Source organism: Chitinophaga sp. MM2321 (assembly GCF_964033635.1).
Lineage (GTDB): Bacteria > Bacteroidota > Bacteroidia > Chitinophagales > Chitinophagaceae > Chitinophaga.
The window spans coordinates 5,621,783-5,642,805 of record NZ_OZ035533.1 but is presented as its reverse complement, the minus strand read 5'-3'; the positions used below and the strand labels follow the sequence as shown (position 1 = coordinate 5,642,805).

Below are 21,023 nucleotides of genomic sequence, written 5' to 3'. Positions count from 1 at the left end.
CTATGAAATTTTTTTACAAAGGATTACAAATATTCCTGTTGATTTTAGGAGGCATGCTGGTCTCATTTAGGGGCATTGCGCAGTACACTCCATCGGTAATCGAAACCGGCAACGTCTATACCGCCGTAGCTACCGACAGGCAGAGTAGTGCATATGTAGTGGTTTATAACGCTGGCAGCTCTAAGTATGAGGTGCGCAGATACTCAAACGGCGCGCCACCAGGAGTATTTACCACTGTTTATTCAGATCTGGTAAACGCCGGTGTAGACCATTCCTGGGGACTTGCCGTGAACAGTCTTGGAGATGTGTATGTAACGAACCCGAATACATCAAACAACTGGGAAATCATTAAACTGGCTGCCGGCACTTTTACATCCAGCGTAATACTACAGGGTAAGTTTTACACCGCCATCACAACAGATGCCAACAATAACCTCCTTACCATGGAGTATGATGGTACTGCCAACTACCAGGTAGCAAGATATGATGCCAATGGGGGGAACAGAGTAGTTTTATTTACCGGTATTCCTATAGCTCCGGGCGCAGGCTCTTATCCCTGGGGAATTGTTACGGACAAGCAGAATAATATCTACATCCTCGACCTTCCAAACAGTTCCGCAAATGGTAAACTGATCAAACTGACAGCACCGGGTTACGCGCCCACTACGCTCGCTACCGGTAAAGGTTATTCCGCTCTCGCCATAGATGCTGCCGGTAATCTGTACACCTCGGAACTGGCCAGCGGAAGCACTTATCATGTGATGAAATATGCCGCACCGGCGCTAACGTCGGGTACGGAAATATATACAGGCCTAAGTACCGGCACCCTGGTTTATCCCTGGGGACTGGCGGTAGACGGCCACGGGGATGTTTATGTGAATGATCCCGCGGCTCCCGGCAATGGACAATTCATTAAACTGATTGGCGACCCGGTTTCTGTAGTCAGTGTAGTACGCGCCAGTCCCAATCCCACCGGCGCGGCAACCGTAGATTTTACCGTGACGTTCAGCGGGCCGGTTTCATATGTAAACGCGTCGGCCTTTAGCATCACCACCACCGGTGGTATCTCGGGTAGCCCGCATACTAGCGGCATAACCGGCAGTGGTGCCATTTATACTGTTACGGTAAACACGGGTACCGGCAATGGTACGCTGAAACTGGGCGTAACCGGTATCGGTATCATCAACCATCTTTCCAATATACCATATTCTACCGGGGAAGTATATACGATTGTGCGGACGGCGCCTACCGGCAGCCTTACCATTAATGGCGGGGCGGCTTATACCAATAGCCCCACAGTTAATTTAGCCATTACCAGTGCCAACGCAAATGAGATGCATTTTGCCAATGATGGCGAGCCATACACTGCATATGAACCCATAGCTGCCACCAAAAGCTTTACGTTATCTCCTGGCGACGGGTCCAAAACAGTGCATATGCAACTGAAAAACGCTACCGGCAATGAGGCAGTATTTGACGCCAGCATCACGCTGGATCAAACGCCTCCCGCTACCAGTATTGTAAGCAAACCGCCGCCCTTCACGAACAGCGGCACCGCCACCTTTACCTTTAGCTCAACTGAATCCAACAGCATTTATGAGGCAAGCCGGAGGGAGGAATATATATGCTTGTTACCAACCCGGTAACCTTTTCAGGTAATGGCCCTGGCAGTCATTCACTAAGCGTAAGAGCGGTAGACCAGGCGGGAAACGCTGACCCTACACCGGAAACCTACAACTGGGTAGTAGACCAGGACCCACCTGATATTACTTCAGTAGCAGTGCCTGCCAATGGGTATTATACAAGCGGCAACACGCTTAACTTTACCCTTAATTTCGATGAAAATACAATTGTAAGCACCACCGGAGGCACGCCTTACCTGGATGTCATCATAGGAACCACCACACGCCATGCCACTTACACCAGCGGCAGCGGTACCTCTGCCCTTTCTTTCAGCTATACTGTACAGCCGGGAGATATGGATATGGATGGCATTGGCCTGGGAACCGCACTGGTACTGAATGGCGGCACTATCCGCGATGCCGCTGACAATGATGCAGTGTTAACCCTTCATGCAGTAGGAAGCACCGCCGCAGTGTTTGTAAATACGGGTGCACCGGGCGTTTCCATCTCCACAACAGCCACCTCCCCGGTGAATCAGCCATTTACGGTAATGGCCACCTTCACGGAAGCGGTAACCGGCTTTACCTCAGGTGATATGGTTGTTACCAACGCTACTTTGAGCAACGTGGTAACAACAGACAATATTACTTATACTGCATCAGTAACACCCACCGCAGATGGCCCCGTAAGCATACGGGTGCCTGCCGGCGCAGCGGTAAACATCGGCAACAATGCCAATACGGCTTCCAATACGCTGAACGTTACGTACGACGGCACCGCGCCCGCTGTTACCAGTGTAGACGTACCAGCAAACGGCACCTACAAGAGCGGGAATGTGCTTTCCTTTGCAGTACATTATGCAGAAAATGTTGCCGTAACCGGCACCCCTTCATTAGAGGTAGTGGTTGGCAATCAAACCAAACAGGCAGTATATATCAGTGGCAGTGGCGCCAATACCCTTTCCTTCAGTTATACCGTACAGGATGGAGATGTGGATAAGGATGGTATTACCCTGGGTGCCAATATGGTGTTGAACGGTGGCGGCATAAAAGATAAGGCAGGTAATAACGCCCTGCTTCCGCTCAACAATGTAGCTACTACTACGGGCGTGCTGGTAGATGCAGCAGCGCCTGTTGTTACTGCTGTAAATGTGCCGGCCAATGGCTATTACACCAGCGGAGATGTACTTAGCTTTACCGTCAGCTTCAATGAAAACATTGCTGTAAGCACCACCGGAGGCACACCTTACCTGGATGTCATCATAGGAACCACCACACGTCATGCCACTTACACTGGCGGTACCGATTCCACCGCCCTTTCTTTCAGCTATACTGTACAGCCGGGAGATATGGATATGGATGGCATTGGCCTGGGAACCGTGCTGGTGCTGAATGGCGGCACTATCCGCGATGCTGCCGGCAATGATGCAGTGTTAACGCTTCATTCAGTTGGAAGCACCGCCGCAGTGTTTGTAAATACGGGGATACCCGGCGTTACTATCTCCACAACAGCCACCTCCCCGGTGAATCAGCCATTTACGATAATGGCCACCTTCACTGAAGCAGTAACCGGCTTTACATCGGGTGATATGGTTGTTACCAATGCTACTTTGAGCAACGTGGTAACAACAGACAATATTACTTATACTGCATCAGTAACACCCACCGCAGATGGCCCCGTAAGCATACGGGTGCCTGCCGGTGCAGCAGTAAATATCGGCAACAACGCCAATACAGCCTCCAATACGCTGAACGTTACATACGACGGCACCGCACCCGCTGTTACCAGTGTAGACGTGCCGCTCAACGGTATTTATACTACTGCGGGTGTGCTCTCATTTGCCCTGCATTTTTCTGAAAACGTAACGGTAAGCGGCACACCAAGCCTGGATGTGATAATAGGAACCACCACCAGGCAAGCCACCTACACCGGAGGCAGCAACTCCAACACGTTAACATTCAGTTATACTGTACAAGATGGCGATATGGATATGGACGGTATCGCCCTGGGCGCTGCCGTTAACGGCACTATCCGCGACGCCAGCAGCAATAATGCAACGCCAGCTATCAACCATGCGGGTAGTACCACCAATGTACTGGTGAATACCCAGCATCCTTCCGTTGTATTATCTTCCGGCGCCGCTTCCCGTATAAACATGCCCCTCACTGTCACCATTATTTTCAGTGAAGCAGTTACCGGCTTTACTGCGGCAGATATCAACGCCACTAATGCAACGGCAGGTAATCCGCAAACGGCAGATAATATCACTTACACAGTGGTGATTACGCCGGTGGCAGATGGAGGAACAAGTATCAGCGTGCCAGCGGGCGCCGCAATAAATATTGGCGGCAACGGCAATACCGCCTCCAATACGTTGAGCTTTACTTACGATGGCACAGCGCCGGTGGTCAATGCGCAAACTTTCGATGTAAAAGGCGAAAGCCCCACCGGTACTATAGTTGGAAAACTCAGCGCCACAGATGCAGGAGGTGTCATCCAGAACTGGACCATTGCAACAGACGGTTCCGGCGGCGCCTTTGCCATAGACGGCAGCGGCACTATCACTGTTAAGGATGCAGCCATCCTGAAAAGTAAGGCCGGCACTACAGTTAGTGTAACCGTTACCGTTAGCGATGGACTGAACACTAGTCAGCCTGCACAAATCACCATCAATATCCTTTCCATATTCGTTAACAAGGCACCTACACTGGATGAAATTGCGGATGAAAACAATTGCGCCGGAACAGATGTGCATACGATCCGGTTAACGGGCATGTCGGCGGTAGAACCCGTGCAAACGTACAAGCTCACTGTTGCTGCCGATCAACCTTATTTCGATCAATTAACGGTAAGTGATGCGGGCGTACTCAGTTACCAACTCAAACCTGACATTACTTCCGGCACGGCCAATGTAACCGTTACCATCAAAGATAACGGTGGCACACAGAATGGCGGTGCAGATACGCAGCAACGCAGCTTCCGCATTACCGTAAACAGTTTGCCGGCAGTGAGCATCAGCAGCGACAAAGGCAACAACGTTTCCAAAGGCGATATCATCCGGCTCACTGCCACCGGTGGCGGCAGTTATAGCTGGGCGCCGGCGGATGGTATTATCAGCGGGCAGCAATCGGCTGTATTGCAGGTGAGAACAATGGCCAATACCACTTACGAAGTAACGGTGACCAGTGCCGTCGGATGCAGCAATACCGGCAGTATTAGTATCAGCACGATAGCAGACTTTAAAGTAGAAGCCACCAATATAATATCGCCAAACGGTGATGGCAGAAACGACAAATGGGTGATCCGTAACCTGGACAGTTATCCTGATAACGAGGTGAAGATATTTGATCGCACGGGCCGTATGGTATACCAGCGCAGGAATTACAGCAACGACTGGGATGGCACGATGAATGGCAAACCATTGGCTGAAGGTACTTACTACTACATCCTCACGATCAATGGCAGCTCTAAAACAGCGAAAGGATATATTACTATCATCAGGGCGCAGTAAATGTCCCTACTAAAATGTGATAACATGCGTTTCTCATTCCATACACTATTATATACCAGCTATATGCGCACTTCATTGCTATGTTTATTACTAACAGCAGGTTGCAGCATGCAGGGCATGGCCCAATCTCTCAGCGAGGCGCCGGCCTTGCTGGAGCCATCCGCTACCCAGTATTTCCAGAATCAATACCTGGCAAACCCGGCGATGGCGGGCATTGATTCAGGGCTCCATATCAACGCAGCTTACCGTCACCAGATGAATGGTATTGATGGCGCTCCCATATCGAAATTCTTTACGGCCGACGGCTATATCGGCAACCGTGTAGGCGGGGGGGTTCATGTTTTTAATGACGAAGCGGGACTGTTAAATCGCACCAGGGTAGCACTATCGTACGCATACCATTTGCCGCTGGGCCAGCAGGGGCAAGCCCTCCATTTCGGGCTGTCGCTGGCGCTGAACGTACAGCGACTGGATTATACAAAGATCGTTGGCGACGATTCCGATCCTTCCATCGGAGCGTTTAACCGCCGCGACGATTATTTTGAAGGCGAGTTCGGAATGGCTTATACCAATGAACACTGGACCGTGCAAGGCTCCCTGCCCAATATCAGAAGCGTGTTTACCGGCGACAATAAGGCTGTAGACGGCGGTACACTTTATTTCACCGCCGTATCATACAAATTCCTGCCACAGGGCGTTGTTAGCAGCTTTGAGCCAAAAGTTTGTTACAGGGGCGTAAGAGGGAACGATAATATCCTGGACCTGGGCATGAACGTAGGATTTCTTAACAATGTAGGCAACGTGCTGGCATTATATCATACTTCCGGGAGCTTTACAGGCGGCATCGGTGTAAACATCATGCAAACAGTGATGCTGCAGGCGATGTACACCACACAAACGGGGGGCATTAAATCGTATGTGGATGGCGGTTATGAAATTGGATTAACCATTAACCTGTTCAGGTAATTATATTATAGGTCACAAAATTTAACCAAAAAAAACCTCCGATGGCAAAAATGCACATGGGAGGTTTTTTTGGTAGCCTCGTCAAGAATCGAACTTGAATCTGGAGCTTCGGAAACTCTTATACTATCCATTGTACTACGAGGCCAGGAAGAACGCAAAACTACATTTTCTAAAGTATAATCCCAAATCACATTATAAATTGATATTACTCTTGAAAATTTTAACGGCTATTGCCAGCAGGATGACCCCGAAAAATTTACGCACTACCATCAGTCCGGCTTTACCCAGTAAACGTTCTATGTAATTAAGACAACGCAACACGATGTATACGATCACCAGGTTCAGGAGTATTCCGGCCAGGATATTATATGCGGTGAAGTTGGCTTTTAGCGACATAATGGTGGTCAGGGTACCCGAACCGGCTATCAGCGGGAAGGCGATGGGGACCACGCTACCGGCTTTGGCGTCTTTCTCACTTTTGAAGAATTCGACGCCCAGGATCATTTCCAGTCCGATGACAAAGATCACAATGGAGCCGGCCACAGCAAAAGAGTGTACGTCTACGCTTAAAATCTTCAGGAAGGGTTCTCCTACGAGGAGAAATAATATCATCAGGAAGCCCGATGCCAGCGTGGCTTTGCCCGCATCTATATGACCCAGTTTTTCTTTTAAGGATACCAGCACAGGAATAGATCCCACAATATCAATAACCGCAAATAAGGTAAAGGTAATAGCCAGAATTTGGTCGATACTGAACATGCAACTTCATTTGTGCAAATATAAGCAGAAAGGGTAGGCTTTATGGATATACAGGCAGCAGCGCCTGGTGGAGGCTGGTGTGGGCGTATCTATCAATTAAAATTGCGGATATCAGATTTGTGAGAAGATAGCGCGAAAGTTATTCGCTCTTTACTACCCACAAATCCGTTATCCGCAACTGGTAATCCGTAATGAATTTCTTATGGCTTTGGTGCTTCCGGAGCATCCTTAGCATCTTTCTTTGGATCGTCTTTGGCATCTTTGAATTCACGTATGCCGCTACCCAAACCACGCATTAACTCAGGGATCTTTTTACCGCCGAACAACAGCAAAACAACCAGTGCGATTAACAGTAATTCTTTCACACCTATTTCTTGCAAAAACAAAAGCGGGATATTCAAAAATGATGTTGTCATTATATCAGATTTTTATGATGTTCTTTTATATACGGTTATTCCAAACATAAAGTTAGCACGAAATAACAGTTTTTTTGATTTTTAGGGAGATATTTAGAAATTTTAACATAATGATCAGATTTTAAGATCATTATGAATTATAAAATATCACTTTTATTTGGTCGTCTTCCACATGCAGGTGAGAAATTCTGCCATAGTTTACTTTTATCTCAAATGAGTCCACCAGCGGGGTATTGGTTACATGCGCGAGAACAGACCGGATCACCCCGCCATGGGTAACGAGCACAGCATCATTGCCTTTTTCAATGAGTTCAGCTATCATTTCCATGCTGCGGGTGTAGAGGTCTTCATAGCTTTCACCGCCTGGTACCTTTTCTATCACAAAATCATCCGCCCATTTTTGCAGTTCAGCGCGACCTATAGATTCCCAGGGCTTCATCTCCCAGTCACCGAAGTTCATTTCCTGCAGGCGGTCGTCGCTGATGGCTACTTCTCCGAATAGGGCAGCAGCCAGTTTCCGGCAGCGTTGCAGCGGACTGGTATACACATCAAATGACCCCGCAGGGAGTTTAGTCCTGATCAGTGCCACTTCTTCTTCAAAGGTATCGGCCACATCCACATCAGAGAAGCCATAACAAATACCGCTTTCTATTGCCGGTGCGGTGTGCCGGATCAGATATATTTCCATGCTAGAATACAAAAGCTCAAATATATGACTGTTTCCGAGATCTGCTGAACAGCGCCGAGACAATCACCGGTATATCCGCCGATCCACTTGCGCATGAGCCTTGCCATGTACCAGCGGGCTAATAGCAGGGCAGGAATGATAAGCAGGAGCGTATAATTTTGCAGATAGATCATGACCAGCACGAAAGGAAGCAGGCCAAAACACCCTGCCAGCAGGAGGTCGGGCAAACTAATGCCTTTGGAGACGGGCTTGGATTTGCTGTCTTCATTTTCCCGCACATAGATGTGGGTATAGATAATGGTAACAGCCATAAACCGGCTCAAAGGCTGCGCGGCTATCACTGCCAGCATCACCTTATTGATCGGGAGCGACAACAAGGAAGTGAGTTTCAGGGCCATCAGGAGCAACAGGCCCAGCATGCCGTAAGTGCCGATGCGGCTGTCCTTCATAATGTCCAGGATCCTTTCTTTGGTCCAGCCACCGCCGAAGCCATCACACATGTCTGCGAAGCCATCTTCATGAAAGGCGCCGGTTACCCATACGCTCATAATTATACATAGCAATACACTTACTATCCGCGGGGCGATACCGCCGAAAACATATAGAACGGCTATCATAAAAGCACCCGTTATCCATCCAACAAGTGGGAGATAACGGGTGGCTTTATTGAGCATGTCCGGGCTGTACGGCGTACTAACGGGGACGGGTAAACGTGTATAAAACATGATAGCCGTTAGCAATAGCTGCCATTGTTTCTTCATATGGTACGGTTTGATACTTGTGCACTATTGAAGCTGGCCATTTCGGCCAGGAATGCTACGGCGCTTTGAATAACAGGGATCGCCATTGCGGCACCTGTGCCTTCTCCCAGTCGCATATCCAGCTGTAGCAGTGGTTGTACGCCCAGGAACTGCAACATCGCTTTATGTCCTTTTTCTTCAGAGCAGTGTGCAAATACGCAGTAGTCTTTTACGGCGGGTTGCATGGCTGCTGCTGCCAGCAGGGCAGCGGTAACAATAAACCCATCTATTACCACCAGCATTTGCAGGGCTGCTGCCTGCTGGATAGCGCCGCAGATCATGGCTATCTCAAAGCCGCCAAAGGTGGCCAGCGCCTGTTCCGCTGTTTGTGGTGTAGCATGATGTGCCATCACCTGCTGGAGGATGGCCTTCTTCTGCGCCAGCTGTTGCACGTTGCTACCGGTACCGGCGCCTGCACAATCAGCCACGGGTATGTGGGTAAAGTAACTCATCAGCAGCGCAGCGGCAGATGTATTGCCGATACCCATCTCCCCAAAACCTACAATATTACATCCTCCTGTATGGAGTAATTTTACTTCTTCCGCACCGGCCTGCATAGCCAGCCTGCACTGTTCCAGCGACATCGCCGGACCATGCAGGAAATCCTGTGTGCCCATGGCTATTTTCCGGTCTTTCAGCAAGGGGTGAGGAGCAAATACATGATTTACACCCGCATCCACTACGGTAAGCTGCAACTGGTGCTGCCGGCAAAACACATTGATGGCAGCGCCACCCTGCAGGAAGTTATATACCATCTGCGCGGTAACTGCCTGTGGAAAAGGATTTACCAACCCCTCTGCTGCAATGCCGTGATCTCCTGCAAATACAATGATCGCCGGTTGCTTCAATACAGGCGTCATTGTATGCTGCACCATGCCGGCCTGTAAAGCCAGTTGCTCCAGTTTGCCGAGTGAGCCGGGAGGCTTCGTCTTCTGGTTAATTTTATCCTGCAAGGCTTCTTTCAAATCCTGCGATAGGGGTGTAATCTCCATGATGCCTTGTTGATTTTTCATGCTTCACCTTTTATTACAACCGGAATGCCTGCTACCATTAATACTACGGTGTCGGCCATACGTGCAATGTACTGGTTCACCCAGCCTTGCAGGTCGGTAAACCTGCGCCCGACGGCTGTTTCCGCATGCACACCCATTCCTATTTCATTGGTGACAATAATAAATACACCTGCTTTTTGTTGCAACACCCGGATCTCTTCCTGTATGGCGGATAAAGTTTTATCCATATCATACGCATGCAGTGCAAAAAAATTGGTGAGCCATAAAGTTACACAGTCAATCACCACTGTCTGTCCGTCGAGTGGCAGGCGGCTCACGTACAACTCTTCTTCGTAGTTGATCCAGGCAGCGCCTCTTTCAGCTTTATGCCGTTGGATGCGCTGTGCAAAATCTTCATCCCACACTTTCGCGGTGGCCACATACACAGGTTGCGTGCTCAGTGATAAAGCCTGCTCCTGCGCATACCTGCTTTTGCCGGATCGCGCACCACCCGTAACTAAGTGTAACATAATAGCCGCTGGATATTATTAATTAAATGCCGGCATAGCTGGGAAGAAAAAGCCTGTGTAGGCAATAGTTTTCTTCGTGGCTGCACTGGATGCATCGTATATAAAAAGTGTGTTTTCCTTGTAGTGATCTCCATAACCGGGTTCTATGCCGGTAACAACCAGTGAATTGTTGGCTGGATTATATCTTACACCTGCGCCGATTAACTCTCTGTCTACAGGTAAGGTAATAAAAGGTGTTTGTAAAGAGGCAGCATTACCAGGTTGATATTTATAGATTTCTCTTCCACCGGCGCCCCATGCATTGGTTTTTCCCAGGAATAAGGCGTTTTCAGCAGTCGATGCTGTCAGCATGCCGGCATTCCATGCGCCCCATGCGCCATAGAGATCAAATGGTATGTCAACCGTAGTTACTTCCAATGTTTGCGGATTGATGGCATACAGGAATTTACCGCCCCCGGCCCATATACTGCCATCGGCCGTTCTGGCAAAACCCACATCTGCTTTCACCAGTTTTTGTGCGATGCTGAAATCACCTGTATTCAAGGCAATGATGCCATCCTGCTCAGACATCACCAATATATGGTTGTCTGTTTTGATCATGCCACCTACCTGGCCGGTAATGCCGCTGATTTTAGCGCCCACTGCCAGTGTCTGAAGGTTGATAGGGTAAACACCATCCACGGTCGCAATGAGGCCCCTGTTGGCATCTACACCTACAAAGGAATTGCCATTAGCAGGCAGTTGCGGTACGCGGCCGGTTTCTTTCATAGAAGAAGCATCCGCTACTACAAATGGTCCCTCTTTGGAAATGAGATACAGTTTGCGGTCAAATACAGCGCCGTATTCGGTGGTGGTACCGAGTGTTTTACCCGCATTCTCCCGTTGAAATATATTCAGGTGCAGGGTATCTTCCCCATTACGGTAGAAGTTTACATCGCCGGGCTCATGTCCGAACCAGCCTTCATTAATGAGATAAAAACCGTTATCGTATTTGTCAGTTACTTTGATGCGGTAGTAGTAAGATGTCAGACTGTTGCCGGAACTCACGCTAAAGGAAATGGTGTAGTCGCCGCTTTCCGTTGGCGTGAACGTAAAAGTAGAGTCGGTACCTGCTATCACACCATTCACCAGCCACTGGTAAGTGCCGTTTGTAGAGTTGGCCAGCTGAGGACTTAGTATCCTGGTATCGCCAACAGCAATCGTGTCTTTGCCGTCTTTAAGACCCGGGTCAACAACAGTGGGTATAATGATTTCGGAAACATTATCTTTCTGACAGGCAGCGAAAGTGAATACAGCTGCTACTGCCAGGAAAATGGGAAGTTGGAGTTTGCGTGAAAATATGCGCATGGTCTATTTATTTTATACAGAATATTCAATTTCTCAGAAACATGTAGAGATTTAATCATCTGGTAATCCGATCATTTAAAGGGTCTCTCTAAAATCAGATTTCCAGATAACTAAATCTCCAGACAATTAAATCTCAAATACTTTATTGTGCCAGGCGGAGCCTGCGTTGTACCAGTTGAAAGCTACCAAAGAAAATAGCACCGTAGATCAGGTTTCCGATCAGCGCATATTGCATGAAAGGAATGGCCAGGATATAACATTTGGCCAGGCCGGCGAAATCTCTTGTAAAAGGTAAGCCGGTGGTAATATCTGTAGAACCACTCATCCACACACCGAAGTTGGAAAAAGCAAAATGGATCAATGCCGCTGCAACAGATGCCAGCACCACATTTGAAACACTTATTTTTTTGATCATCAGCTGACCAGCCAATACCATGAATACAAAACTTACATAGTTCCACATCCAGCCTTTATACAAGATACCTGCTGCATATTCCGGGTGAAAGAACTGCATCAGGATGATGTCGCTGATAAACAACGTTAATAAAGGGAATGCGTATGATTTCCATTTTTGTGAAAAAGAGGCGCCGCCAAATAAAGCCATAGCACCTACCGGTGTGAACATGGCTATAGGAGACATGTTTGTATCAGCTCCCAACACTACACGTATGATACCAGCTGCCAGGATAAACAGCAACAGCACTGCAAACCGGGGATTAAGATTTTTTAAAGACATTATGTTGGATTTAATGTTTACAAGTTAAATACGATACCGGTATTAAAGTTAAACCGGCGGGAATTATAACCCAGGATATCAAAATACTGATAATCCGTAATATTTCTAAACCCTGCGAAAATTTTAAGCAAGTTACCAAATTTATACTCACCATAAAGATCCAGCGTGTAATAATCCCCCATAGGTTGGGTACCCTGGTATCGCTGGCCGATATATTTATAAGTGGCGCTGGCATACAGGGCAGGCGTTACCTGGTAGCCCAATGTGGCGTTCATAGCGTGTTTGGGCACGTAGTACAGGTTGTAGAACGTAGTGTCCTTACCACCTGGCAACTGCTGGGTGATCCGGCCGTCTGTATAAGTATAGTTGACCGTGAGCTGTAATGTTCTGCTGATGTTCCAGGCAGCCTCTGCTTCCACACCGGCAGCTACCTGTTTGTTGGCATTGCGGTATTTATAGAAGTTGGCCGGATCGGCATAAAAGAGGTTGTGCGTATTACGGGCAAAGCCGGTCACCCTGAAATTAATCCGGTCGTTGGCTACGGCTGCCTGATAACCGGCTTCGTAACTGGTAGTAGTCTCAGGTTTCAACTCCCTGTTACCATATCCAGGTACATACAACTGATACAGGCTGGGTATTTTGTAGGCAGATGATATATTGATGAATATTTTATGCTGCTGATTGAGCAGGTAAGACGGGTTGAAAGAAAAAGTACCGTTATTACCGTAGATGTTATGATGATTGTACCGTCCGCCGGCTTCCAGGTTAAAACCGCCCATATTGTGCAGTAACAGGGAACCATAGGCGCTTACCTGGTTACTGTGGATGCTATCCTTTCCCAGCTTCGTAATAATCGGCGGTATACCGGGAGCATCCGCGAGCAATAGCCAGTCGTCCTGCTGGTAGTTGGAAACGGCATACACCCCGCCGGCAATGAAACGGACCTTTTCAGACAGGTTCAGGTTTACATAAGATTCTGCCTGATGGGTATTGGAAGAGAAGTCTGTATTGTTGTATTTCGCAAAGCTGTACACTGGAATGTCGGTAGAATCATTCAACAGGTTTTGCTTATTGCGCTGGTAGCTGTACAGGATATGCCAGCTTCCTTTTTTGAACCGGTATTCGCTGCTGAACATATGCAGCATATTACTGTACCTGTTGGCATAATCCTTTTCATCCGTATAGGGACCATTATCCAGGTCATGGTGGTATTTACCATAAGAAAAAAGATATTGGAAACGCAGGCGTGAGCTGGCTTCCAGTCCCAGTTTGGCAAAAACGTTGTTTTGTTTGAAGCCGTCCTTTTCGAAGTTCATGGTGCCGGTAGCGTCATGGGCTTCTGAAAAGCCATCCGTTTTTTCATATTTATAGCCGAGCAGGTAAGAGAATTTGCGCAGGCTGCCGTGTACGTGGGCGCCTCCCTGGAAGTCGTTGTAACTGCCATAGGAAGCACTGGCGCCTATCCCTGCTTTTTTGCCGTCGTTTTTCCGGGTAATAATATTGATAACACCGGCTACAGCATCGGAGCCATAGAGGGTAGACTGGCTACCACGAAGGATTTCAATCTTTTCCACCATATCCGGGGTGATGAAATTCAGGTCAAAAACGCCGTTACTTTTAGCGGCATCATTCACGGGGAGTCCATCAATCAGGATAAGGGTATTGCCGGCAGAAGCGCCTCTCATATATACCTGCTGCTCTGCACCGCGGGTCTGGCCGGAGCCTGCCACGATGATGCCTGCCTGGTCATTGAGGATATTGGCAATAGTTCTGCCACTGTTCTGCTGTAAATATTCATGGGAGAGGATGGTAACCACCTTGCCTGTTTCACCGGCCTTCTGCGGGCCTTTACTGGCGGTTACCGTTATTTCATTCAATTGGCTGATCCGGCTGGTATCCCTGGTTTGCGCAATAACGGCAATAGGGAAACAACCGAGAATAGAAAGTGTAAAGAAGTTCATATTTTCTTTCGCTTATCCAGGCATCCTGGAAATATATTTATCCATTTCTTTGATCTGACTTACAATCTGTTCAGTGGTAGGCTTCTGTGCCTTTGCCCTGCGGAAGAATTCCTTGGCAGATTTGAAGTCGCGGCGGCTCATCGCAATAGAAGCCAGCGTTAAGAGGGCGGCGGCGGTATTTTCTTTGTCAGGAAGGCCCATGCGTATCGCTTTCTTCAGGTTCTGATCGGCCGTTTTAAGGTCGTTCTTCTGATAAGAGATAGTACCCAGCTGGAAATACTGCATACCTTCATATTCCTTCATCGGACTACCAGACTTGATACTCTGACGGATAGTAGCTTCCGCTTTGTCCAGATCGTTGGAGTACATGGCCATGTTGCTTTGCATAAAATAATATACAGAGCGGATAGGTTTGTACAACAGTTTAGGAAACTTCACCTGGTTCATGAGCGCAGTAGCTCTTTCAATGTCACCGGCTTCCACAGCTTCCTGCACAATTCTCATGGGACCAAACAGGATATGTGTTACAATACATACCACTGCCAATACCAGTACAACGGTGGCTTCCCACCATCCTACAGTAAGGCCCAGTGCAATACCACCCAACAATAACACGATCCCAAGCGGGAAACGATATAGAATAAATAAATTAAATGCTTTCATGAAAAAACAGTTCGTAAATCACTTTGATCTAATAGCGGGGGCAAAGATAAATAAAAAAAACGCCTCATGGGTTTTAAATACTCTCAGCCTTCCGGAGTGGACCTGCGTTGCAGATTTGCCACAACAATAGCACTGAGGATAATCACTACACCTGCTATCTGTAGCGGCGTTACTGCCTCCCGGAGAAAGATGGTGGCAGATAGCATCGCCACCGGCAACTCGGCTGCACTGATGATAGCACCCAGCGCCACTCCTGTTTGCGGCATTCCTTTCGCAAACAGGAATGGCGGCAGCACGGTGCCAAAAACCGCCAGCGGTATACCCCATATCCATAGCGAGGTGCCGGTAAACCGACCATTGATGAGATAAAGCGGTGGAAAGAGCAGCGTGATCAGCAGAAACGCACCCGTAACGATCCAGGCGCTTTTGAGCAGCGGCGTTAGAGATTGTGCTACGCGGCCACTCACCACAATAAAGATGGTATAGAAGATGGCAGCCAGTAACCCGAACCCGATGCCTTTCCAGTTCAGGGGTGTTTCACCGTTATTTAAAAGCCCCCCTGCCAGCAAAGTACCACCCAGGATAAAGAATACGGCCACCCACTGAATAGGGGTAGGTCTTTTTTTATAAATGACCCATTCCGCCAACATGCTCATCCAGGTAAACTGCATCAGCAATATAATCGCTACACTCGCAGGAATATATTGCACACTCTGATAGTAGGTAATGCTCACCAGGCCGGTGGAGCTACCCAATATAAAAGAGGTACGTGCATCTTTATTTTTTAGTCCGGACGTTTTGGCGCCGGATAAAAAATGAATGCCCCATAATACCAGCATGCCGAAACCTGCCTGCAGACTGCAAAGTTCACCCAGCGTAAACCCCTGATGATAGCCCAGTTTAACGATCGTCGATAAAATCCCGAAGCTGCATGCGCCTGTCAGCACAAGCAGGATACCTTTCCACATAACTGTTTATTTCTTTGCCTTTTCCAGGTTTGGTAAGAACCCTGTGAGGAGTCCTATTAACGGTAAATACGCACATACCTGGTATACATAAAAGATACTGGTCTGATCTGCCAGTTTACCCAGTAGGGCAGAACCTACGCCGGCCATTCCAAATGCCAGCCCGAAGAACAGTCCTGCAATCATACCCACTTTGCCGGGTACTAACTCCTGCGCATATACGAGGATAGCAGAGAAAGCGGAAGACAATATAACACCGATGAATACACTGAGTATAGCCGTCCAGAACAAAGTGGCGTGTGGCAGCAATAAGGAGAACGGCGCCACGCCCAGAATGGAAATCCAGATCACATATTTACGGCCTATACGGTCGCCCACAGGGCCGCCGATAAAGGTACCCGCAGCTACAGCGAAGAGGAAGACAAACAGGTATACCTGCGCACTTTGTACGGATACGCCAAAACGTTCCATCAGGTAAAAAGTATAATAGCTGGTCATACTGGCCATATAGAAGTATTTGGAGAAGATCAGCATCAGTAATATGCTCAGGGAAAAGATCACCTTACCTCTCGACAGCTTGTGCTGATCCAGTTCAAGTTGCTGTACTGCTTTCTTCGGCTTGATACGGTGCGTGTTGGCACTGTACCATTTTTTGATCCGCAGCATCACCACAATAGCCAGCAGCGCCGCCAGCGAGAACCAGATGATATGAAACTGCCCGAAAGGTACAATCACAGCTGCCGCCAGTAAGGGGCCGAGTGAACTGCCGGCATTGCCGCCTACCTGGAATAAGGATTGCGCCATACCATGTTTACCACCGGATGCCATATATGCCAGCCGCGATGCTTCCGGATGAAACACGGCGGAGCCAATACCCACCAGTCCTACAGAAACAAGCACCATCGGGAAGCTATGCGCAAGCGACAGGCTTACAAGTCCTATCAGGGTAAAACCCATGCCTATTGCCAGCGAGTAGGGTTGGGGTCTGCGGTCGGTAAACAGCCCCACCAGTGGTTGTAGCAGGGAGGCCGACATCTGGAAAGTCAGGGTAATAAGCCCTACCTGTGTGAAGTTTAGTTTCAGGGAATCTTTTACCAATGGATAAATGGCCGGTATCAAAGACTGTAAAGTATCGTTCAGTAAGTGGGTGAAGCTCAGCGCCAATAAGATGGATAAAACCGTTTGCTGGGCTGCCTGTTGCGCGGCTGCTTTGGGTTCTTCCTGCATTGTTGTTGTCATCGTTGTTCTTTTAAGATCAGATCATCTGATGTTTTAGTATAAAAAATTATTTAGGGTGACTGCTTATTTTTGTTGCCCAATGGAGTGCCTTCCTGGCATCTTTGTCTATAATACTTTGCAGCAGGGCATCATGGAGGTATTGCGATTCTGTAAAGGATTCCGTATTTCCGTAACGCAGTAAAAAGGATTTTTTAAGATGATCAGCCACCGTCTTGTAAAGGTCCAGCATAATCTCGTTTTTGGATGCTTCCGCAATGGTTGTGTGGAAGTTGATATCCGCCTGGATACATGCTTCCAGCTGGTTGGCCGCAGCATATTCGTAGCGTTTTTTCAGGAACCCCTTCATCTTTTCAATGTCTTTATTACTGCGGTGCAGTGCGGCCTTTTCTGCGATCTTTACCTCCAGTAAAAAACGTACCTCGTTGAGGTCTTCAAAATCTGCACGTTGCAGCCGTTGCGACAATAGCTCTCCGGTAACTGTTTGTGATGCCACAAAAGTACCGAGTCCTTGTTGTACACGTACCAGTCCCTGGTTGGCGAGTGTTTTCACCGCTTCCCGGATACTGGAACGGCCTACGCCGAACTGAACCATGAGCTCGGGTTCAGTAGGCAGCTTTTCCCCTACGGCATATTTGCCGGAAGTGATCTGTTCCTGGAGCCTGCCTGCTACTTCTTCTGCAAGGCTCCGGCGCTGTAAAGGTGCGTTTGTTTTAGTCGTCATATCATCTGATGACTGCAAAAGTAGAAAATATTTTGGGATTTACGGATGTTGAAATGTGGAAATTTCGCATAATAAATCAATTAAATTTGAGCCAATAGGTAAAAAGTACCATTTTCGCTCCTGATTGCACAACCACAATCCCCCGCTTCATGGTACCTTTGCAATATCATGTCAAAGGCGACTATTCCTACATATGACATCTGTTCCCTGGCTATGGGAAAACAAGCTCCGGAAGATATCCTGGTAGCACGATTTACTGATTATCTCGCTGCACACCACGATATCCGGTTTCCTCACCGGCATTCTTTTTACCATCTGGCCTATTTTACCAAAGGCGGGGGAAGTCATACGATAGACTTTGAGCGTTTTCCGGTAAAAGCGGGACAACTATACTTTATGGTACCCGGACAAGTACACAGCTGGTTCTTTGAAGGAACGATTGAAGGCTATGTCATTAATGTAGCCGGCGGTTTCTTTAACTCCTTTTTACAGGATGCAGAATACATAGAGAAGTTTCCCTTTTTCAGCGGTGCAAGTGCCGAAGATGTGGTACAACTGCCCGGGGAGGCTACCCACACGGTTGTGCAGCTGTTTGAGAAAATGCTGAAAGAGCTAAACGGGGAAGAAGCTTATAGTCATGATATGTTGCGGTTACTGCTGCTGGAGATGTTTGTACAGGTGAGTCGAGCCAACAGGGCAGGACTGGCCACACAGGAGCCGTCGCATAATTATGTACTGCTGCGTAATTTCCGTAAGCTGGTAGAGCAGCATTACATGCAACTGCGCCTGCCTAAAGACTACGCGGCCCTGCTGTATGTGACGCCTAATTATCTCAATGCTTTTTGCCGGCATATGCTGGGCAAATCTGCGGGAGAGATCATCCGCGACCGCATCCTGCTGGAAGCAAAAAGACTGCTCATTAATGCCGATATGAGTATCGCCGCTATTGCTTACCAGCTAAGCTTTACAGACAATTCTTATTTCACGAAGTTCTTCAAGAAATATGTAGGTATTACACCGGAAGAATTCCGTAAAAATATAATCTGATTTATAGTAATAACTGTCAAACTCATTAACATGTGTGCAGATAAAAATCACGAGAAGCCGAATCTGATCAAAAGCCTGGTAGGTAATAAATGCGCCAGGTGCAGACGGGGGGCTATCTTTCAATACAAAAATCCTTATAACATCAAGGACTGTCTGAAAATGCCGGATACCTGTCCGGTTTGCGGACAGCCTATCGAAGTGGAAGTAGGCTTTTACTACGGTACCGGCTATGTGAGTTATGCATTGTCTATCGCTGTATGTGTGGCCAGCCTTGTTGCCTGGTGGGTATTAATAGGCTTCTCCATTTATGATAACAGCATCTTCTGGTGGCTGGGTGTTAATGCCTTCATCCTGCTGGCTATGCAGCCTTTGCTGATGCGCTGGTCCAGAACCATATGGCTGGCCTTCTTTGTAAGATATGATGAACACTGGTACCAGGGGCCACCCGCAGGAAGCGGAAGGGCAAACGCTACGTATAAAGGCGCCATCTGACCAGGATTAATGGATGATAAGATTTAAAAGGATGGGTGTTTTGTTGTTTGATAAAAAACGGGCATGCGATAGCAGCTGCCGGTAATCATCATAAACAACAAAACACCCATCCTTTTAAATCTTATCATCCATTAATCCTGGTATTTTTTCGGTATATTGTATTACTATTTAACCTCCATTCCTATCCGTACATTTTGCTAACATCAATGATGATACGATGGTGTTTATCAGGCGGCCCGGGTTACTATTATTTTTTACACTTTTAGTATTTTTTAATAGCCCTTTGCTGATGGCACAGGATAGCAGTTTAGCTGCACTGCCTGCCACTTGGGGGTTGCAGGATTGCCTGGACTATGCAATGAAGTACAACCTGCAACTGAATAGTTTGCGGTTGAGCCGGATGAGCAGCGAACAGGATATATTGTTATCGCGTGCAGCCAGGCTACCCAACCTCACAGGATCTGCCACACAATCGCTGTCGGGAGGCAAAATTACCACGGTTACCGGCAACACACCTTATGAACTGAACGCTTCCGGCAACTACTCCGTTAACTCTTCAATGGTAATCTTTCAGGGAGGAGCACTCAATTATGATATCAGGCAAAAGAATCTGCTTACACAGGTAGCGGGATTAAACATCGCGCAACAGGTAAATGATATCACCGTCCTGATCACACAAGCCTATCTGAACATCTTGCTGGCAAAAGAAAATATTGTATACGTAAAAGATGTGGTAACTACTTCAGCGGCGCAGGTGAAACAGGGACAGCAGTTTTATGATGTAGGTACTATTGCCCTGAAAGACCTGGCGGAGCTACAATCGCAGCTTGCCAATGACCGGTACCTGCTCGTTACCGCAGAGAATCAGCACCGGCAGAACAAGCTTGTACTGAAACAATTATTACAGCTACCCAGTGGCTACAATTTTGAAATAAATGAACCCGATACACTCCTGGCCAATGCGGAAGTATTACCCTTGCAACAGGTACAGGATACTGCTTATGCCAACCGGCCGGAAATAAAGAGCGGTGAACTGGGTGTAGAAATAGCCTCACTGGACCTGGCAAAAGCTAAAGCGGCTTACTGGCCTACGTTGTCAGCCGGTGGCGCATTAGGAAGCTCCTATGCAAGAGATCCCGGATATACTTACTTCAAACAACTGGATAATAATTTTTATCAGCAGATAGGACTAACGTTATCCGTTCCCATTTTTACGCGGCGGGTGAATAAAACGAATGTAGAAAAATCGAAGATCGCCGTAGATCAGTCCAGGCTTGTATTACAGGATACCAAAACCAATTTGTCGCAGACAGTTGAACAGGCGTATATCAATGTACAAAACGCCCAGGCCCAGTATGACGCAGCAGTGGAGCAGCTGAAATTTACACAGGAAAGTTATCGCATTGCTACAGAACAACTAAAGGTAGGCGTAGCGAATATGGTGGATTTTTTACAGCAGAAAAATTTATATATCCAGGCTTTGCAATCATATATCCAGTCCAAATACAATGCAGCATTGACGATCAGGATCTATGATTTTTACAGGGGCGTACCGGTAAAACTATAA

General features: G+C 47.7%; 19 protein-coding genes and 1 tRNA gene. 6 read left to right on the top strand and 14 right to left on the bottom strand.

The genetic code is table 11. The features are described 5' to 3' along the window. Positions 1-2: 2 nt before the first annotated feature. Genes ABQ275_RS22020 through ABQ275_RS22010 form a run of 3 tightly spaced genes read left to right on the top strand, consistent with a single transcriptional unit; the run spans position 3 to position 6,100 of the window. Positions 3-1,646: a hypothetical protein gene (locus ABQ275_RS22020; RefSeq protein ID WP_349315296.1), complete on the top strand. Its 1,644-nt coding sequence runs from the start codon at positions 3-5 to the stop codon at positions 1,644-1,646. Further along, positions 1,625-5,134: an Ig-like domain-containing protein gene (locus tag ABQ275_RS22015; RefSeq protein ID WP_349315295.1), complete on the top strand. Its 3,510-nt coding sequence runs from the start codon at positions 1,625-1,627 to the stop codon at positions 5,132-5,134. Before ABQ275_RS22020 ends, ABQ275_RS22015 begins: the two co-directional genes overlap by 22 nt. Before the next feature lie 24 nt (positions 5,135-5,158). Next, the gene (locus tag ABQ275_RS22010; protein ID WP_349315294.1) at positions 5,159-6,100 is read left to right on the top strand and encodes a PorP/SprF family type IX secretion system membrane protein; all 942 of its coding nucleotides are present in this window, start codon (positions 5,159-5,161) and stop codon (positions 6,098-6,100) included. Positions 6,101-6,170: 70 nt separating this feature from the next. Here the strand turns inward: ABQ275_RS22010 and ABQ275_RS22005 are convergent. The 14 genes from ABQ275_RS22005 to ABQ275_RS21940 form a co-directional block, all read right to left on the bottom strand. Continuing rightward, positions 6,171-6,245: transfer RNA gene (locus ABQ275_RS22005), tRNA-Arg, on the bottom strand. A gap of 47 nt (positions 6,246-6,292) precedes the next feature. Then, positions 6,293-6,859: a MarC family protein gene (locus ABQ275_RS22000; RefSeq protein WP_349315293.1), complete on the bottom strand. Its 567-nt coding sequence runs from the start codon at positions 6,857-6,859 to the stop codon at positions 6,293-6,295. Positions 6,860-7,059: 200 nt separating this feature from the next. Next, on the bottom strand, positions 7,060-7,275 hold the full coding sequence (locus ABQ275_RS21995; protein ID WP_349315292.1) for a twin-arginine translocase TatA/TatE family subunit: 216 nt from the start codon (positions 7,273-7,275) through the stop codon (positions 7,060-7,062). A 130-nt stretch (positions 7,276-7,405) separates the two neighbouring features. Beyond that, positions 7,406-7,963 carry an alpha-ribazole phosphatase gene (gene cobC, locus ABQ275_RS21990; RefSeq protein ID WP_349315291.1) on the bottom strand — a complete coding sequence of 186 codons (558 nt, stop codon included), beginning with the start codon at positions 7,961-7,963 and terminating at the stop codon, positions 7,406-7,408. Next, positions 7,948-8,724, bottom strand: a complete 777-nt coding sequence (locus tag ABQ275_RS21985; RefSeq protein ID WP_349315290.1) for an adenosylcobinamide-GDP ribazoletransferase — start codon at positions 8,722-8,724, stop codon at positions 7,948-7,950. The genes cobC and ABQ275_RS21985 overlap by 16 nt, the downstream gene beginning before the upstream one ends. After that, positions 8,721-9,776, bottom strand: coding sequence for a nicotinate-nucleotide--dimethylbenzimidazole phosphoribosyltransferase (gene cobT / locus ABQ275_RS21980; RefSeq protein ID WP_349315289.1), 1,056 nt, complete (start codon positions 9,774-9,776; stop codon positions 8,721-8,723). The genes ABQ275_RS21985 and cobT overlap by 4 nt, the downstream gene beginning before the upstream one ends. Beyond that, positions 9,773-10,285: a bifunctional adenosylcobinamide kinase/adenosylcobinamide-phosphate guanylyltransferase gene (gene cobU, locus ABQ275_RS21975; protein ID WP_349315288.1), complete on the bottom strand. Its 513-nt coding sequence runs from the start codon at positions 10,283-10,285 to the stop codon at positions 9,773-9,775. Before cobU ends, cobT begins: the two co-directional genes overlap by 4 nt. Positions 10,286-10,303: 18 nt before the next feature. Beyond that, on the bottom strand, positions 10,304-11,632 hold the full coding sequence (locus ABQ275_RS21970; protein ID WP_349315287.1) for a DUF5074 domain-containing protein: 1,329 nt from the start codon (positions 11,630-11,632) through the stop codon (positions 10,304-10,306). Positions 11,633-11,774: 142 nt separating this feature from the next. Next, a complete protein-coding gene (locus ABQ275_RS21965; RefSeq protein ID WP_349315286.1) occupies positions 11,775-12,368 on the bottom strand; it encodes a DUF6580 family putative transport protein in 594 nt (197 codons plus the stop codon). A 17-nt stretch (positions 12,369-12,385) separates the two neighbouring features. Next, positions 12,386-14,329, bottom strand: coding sequence for a TonB-dependent receptor domain-containing protein (locus tag ABQ275_RS21960; protein ID WP_349315285.1), 1,944 nt, complete (start codon positions 14,327-14,329; stop codon positions 12,386-12,388). 12 nt (positions 14,330-14,341) lie between these two features. Then, positions 14,342-14,992, bottom strand: a complete 651-nt coding sequence (locus ABQ275_RS21955; protein ID WP_349315284.1) for a hypothetical protein — start codon at positions 14,990-14,992, stop codon at positions 14,342-14,344. A gap of 83 nt (positions 14,993-15,075) precedes the next feature. Further along, positions 15,076-15,960, bottom strand: a complete 885-nt coding sequence (locus tag ABQ275_RS21950) for a DMT family transporter (RefSeq protein WP_349315283.1) — start codon at positions 15,958-15,960, stop codon at positions 15,076-15,078. A 6-nt stretch (positions 15,961-15,966) separates the two neighbouring features. Further along, on the bottom strand, positions 15,967-17,196 hold the full coding sequence (locus ABQ275_RS21945; RefSeq protein ID WP_349315282.1) for an MFS transporter: 1,230 nt from the start codon (positions 17,194-17,196) through the stop codon (positions 15,967-15,969). Between the two features lie 46 nt (positions 17,197-17,242). Continuing rightward, positions 17,243-17,935 (bottom strand): FadR/GntR family transcriptional regulator, encoded by a 693-nt coding sequence (locus ABQ275_RS21940; RefSeq protein WP_349315281.1) that lies wholly within the window; start codon positions 17,933-17,935, stop codon positions 17,243-17,245. Positions 17,936-18,130: 195 nt separating this feature from the next. On the opposite strand from ABQ275_RS21940, the gene ABQ275_RS21935 reads away from it, so the two are divergent. The 3 genes from ABQ275_RS21935 to ABQ275_RS21925 all read left to right on the top strand — a co-directional run bounded on the left by ABQ275_RS21935 (position 18,131) and on the right by ABQ275_RS21925 (position 21,023). After that, a complete protein-coding gene (locus ABQ275_RS21935) occupies positions 18,131-18,964 on the top strand; it encodes an AraC family transcriptional regulator (RefSeq protein ID WP_349315280.1) in 834 nt (277 codons plus the stop codon). Positions 18,965-18,994: 30 nt separating this feature from the next. After that, a complete protein-coding gene (locus ABQ275_RS21930; protein WP_349315279.1) occupies positions 18,995-19,456 on the top strand; it encodes a DUF983 domain-containing protein in 462 nt (153 codons plus the stop codon). Positions 19,457-19,745: 289 nt separating this feature from the next. After that, a complete protein-coding gene (locus ABQ275_RS21925; RefSeq protein ID WP_349315278.1) occupies positions 19,746-21,023 on the top strand; it encodes a TolC family protein in 1,278 nt (425 codons plus the stop codon).